This is a genomic window from Streptomyces sp. BE303, assembly GCF_036290945.1.
GTDB lineage: Bacteria > Actinomycetota > Actinomycetes > Streptomycetales > Streptomycetaceae > Kitasatospora.
The window spans coordinates 1-2,488 of record NZ_JAQYWZ010000217.1 but is presented as its reverse complement, the minus strand read 5'-3'; the positions used below and the strand labels follow the sequence as shown (position 1 = coordinate 2,488).

Annotated in this window: 3 protein-coding genes and 1 pseudogene; 1 reads left to right on the top strand and 3 read right to left on the bottom strand. The window is 68.8% G+C overall.

What is annotated here, in order from left to right:
• Positions 1-179 precede the first annotated feature (179 nt).
• Entirely contained in the window at positions 180-416 is a 237-nt protein-coding gene (locus PUR56_RS01410) for a hypothetical protein (RefSeq protein ID WP_329879985.1), read from the bottom strand.
• 343 nt (positions 417-759) lie between these two features.
• Here PUR56_RS01410 and PUR56_RS01405 point away from each other — a divergent pair, with 343 nt between their 5' ends.
• Positions 760-954 (top strand): VOC family protein, encoded by a 195-nt coding sequence (locus tag PUR56_RS01405; protein ID WP_329947508.1) that lies wholly within the window; start codon positions 760-762, stop codon positions 952-954.
• 102 nt (positions 955-1,056) lie between these two features.
• Here PUR56_RS01405 and PUR56_RS01400 read toward each other — a convergent pair whose 3' ends face one another.
• The gene (locus PUR56_RS01400) at positions 1,057-1,755 is read right to left on the bottom strand and encodes a hypothetical protein (protein ID WP_329947507.1); all 699 of its coding nucleotides are present in this window, start codon (positions 1,753-1,755) and stop codon (positions 1,057-1,059) included.
• Positions 1,756-1,925: 170 nt separating this feature from the next.
• Positions 1,926-2,360 (bottom strand): annotated as a pseudogene (locus tag PUR56_RS01395) (IS5 family transposase); the annotation flags it as partial.
• Between the last annotated feature and the right edge of the window lie 128 nt (positions 2,361-2,488).

Here is a 2,488-nt window from a genome sequence, read left to right as displayed (position 1 = left end):
GCGCCTTGATCCGGCTTCCCGGGACGAGGCAGGAGGAACCGCGCAGTTCCGGCGGACATCTGCACGCTGGTGACACTTCCGCCCCACCAAGCCTCCGGAGTCACGGCAGCCGGGTCCGCTCCTCATCCCAAGAATCAGGACTAATCAGCCCGCTGACGGATGAAACGCCCACTAAGAACTCATCTCAATTGGGGGAGTCGACGGTGCCAGGTAAGATGACCTCTTGCAGCTCTTGCTGATTGCTCCTCAGGTCGACGCCCCGGCAGCTCCAGGTAGAGGGTGCCGGGGCGTTGCCGATCTTCGCCCGCCGTCCGCAGCCGGGTCACCGCCGGCACGATCATCTGCTGAAACTCGCCCGTCCCGGCTGGGTGGATCGTCACGCGCTCGTCCAGCAGCAACAGCTGCGTCGGCACCATGTGCGGCTACTCCATCGGCAGGCGCTGCCCGCTGCCCTGCGATCCCCGGGCTTGCCCTTGCAGCGTGACGTCGAGCCGTTGCCGGAAATCGGTGGGCTACCGGCGGTATGGCGCCTGGATGTGACGTCCCAGCCCCGTGCGGAGCGTAGGAATTTGGAACTCCCTGGAGGCGGGCCCGTGGTCAACACCGTACGCACCGTGATGACCTTCCCCGTGGATCCCGGGGCGTCGGCCCGGTGGTGGGGCGAGCTCCTGGACGTCCCCGTGAAGCTCGACGTCAGCGACACGGGGGCGGTCTATGCCTGGGTGGAGATCGGCGGGGTCGAGGTCGGCTTCCACCCGGTTGACGACGAGCGCAACCCCCCGGGGCGGCAGCCCGGTCGTCTACTGGGGCGTGGACGACATCGACCGGGTACGCGAGCGGTTGCTGGAGGTCGGCTGTGAGCACCACCGCGGTCCGCTGACCATCGGGCCGGGCCGGCGCATCGCCCAACTACGCGACCCGTTCGGCACGATCGTCGGCATCGAGGGCCCGTAACGGCACCCGAACGCCCTGCCGGAATGCGCCGGCCGGCTCGGCCCGGCGGGTCCTGGCGTGCTCCGTGCCGCTCCGTGCCGAGCGGCTGAGCTCCGGTTGCGGTCAGCGGCAGTTCCCGGCGGGAGGGGCGCAGAGCGTGACGTTGCTGACGCCCGGTAGGTCGGCGAGCAGCTGACGCAGGACGGTGAGGTCGGCGTCCGGTGTGCGGGGGTCGAAGACGACGACGAGTCGGCCGCCCGGCCCGTCACCGGGCGATGAGAGGTCAACGTGGGTGGCGCCGTGGCCGAGGCGCGAGCCGTCGTAGGTGAGGAGCTCCGGAAAGCCACCGTCCAGGAGGAGACTGCGGTCCTGGACGGTGGCGACGAGCGCGTCCGGCTCCTGGAAGTGGGGAGCTATCCATGTCTCGACGATGGCCCAGCCTGCGAAGCCGAGGGTGGCCGCGGACACCAGGGCGCCGATCGCGAGCGGCAGGTGCCGAGGTTCGGGACGCGACCGGCTTGCGGCGGCAAGGAGGACGATGCCCGGCGGCGTCAGCACGAACAGCCCGAAGACGGAGCCGAGAACGGAGAGTACGACCAGGCACCAGCCGACCGCCAGGCAGGCCCCCCGGAAGTCCTCGGATTCCCGCGCGAACAGAGGTATGCCGACAGCCAGCGTACCGAGCACCAGTGGAGGGCCGATGAGCGACGCCCAGACGCCGTTGACCAACCAGACCACGGCCGGTGCGGTGCACAGCATCGCCAGTACCAGGAAGACCCAACCCGACCGCGGTACCGGTCGGCGCACGCTCGTGCTATCCATCCTCACCCCAATATTGAACGCGTTCAAATATGGCAGGGATCACGCTACCAGGCCCGCCCGCGGCCGACGGAAGGGGTGGGTGAAAGGGTCCGTCCGGCTCCGTGTGGGCCGCCGGGCGTGGGTGGCCCGCCCGACTTGCGACCGCGCAGACGTCCGCTTTACGAGTCATCTCATTTGGAGAGTCTGCGGGTGCAGAGGATGGCTGCGGCGATGCTGGCGAAGGCGGCGAAGTGGTCGGCCTTGCGTTCGTAGCGACGGTGGAGCCGTCGGAATCCGCCGAGCCAGGCGACAGTCCTTTCGATCACCCAGCGGTGCCGGCCGAGGCGGTTGGAGGATTCGATCCCGCGCCGGGCGATGCGGGCCGCAATCTGTCGACGGCGCAGGTAGGAGCGGATGAAGCGGTGGTCGTAGGCTTTGTCGCCGCGCAGCTTGCTGGGTCTGCGCCGTCTCGGGCCGCGCCTGGAGCGGATCGGCGGGATGGCGTCGACGAGCGGGATCAGGGCCTGGCTGTCGTGGACGTTGGCCCCGAAGATCGCGAGCGACAGGGGCAAACCGGTACGTTCCCCCTGGCCCGTTGGGCGGGGGCTAGCCGCAATGCCGTGTAGATAGAGCCGTGGGTGGCCGCGTCAAGTCGCCTGAAATGGGACGGAGCTCCTGCTAGAACCGTGTCGACCAAGATCACTGTTCGGTAGGAGCTCCGTTGGGTGCCAAGTCTGTCATCTCTCGTGAGGTT

What these genes read in the sequence shown, in the direction of transcription:
- PUR56_RS01410 (WP_329879985.1), bottom strand. Translation starts at nt 416, where the DNA reads ATGGTGCCGACGCAGCTGTTGCTGCTGGACGAGCGCGTGACGATCCAC.
- PUR56_RS01400 (WP_329947507.1), bottom strand. Translation starts at nt 1,755, where the DNA reads ATGGATAGCACGAGCGTGCGCCGACCGGTACCGCGGTCGGGTTGGGTC.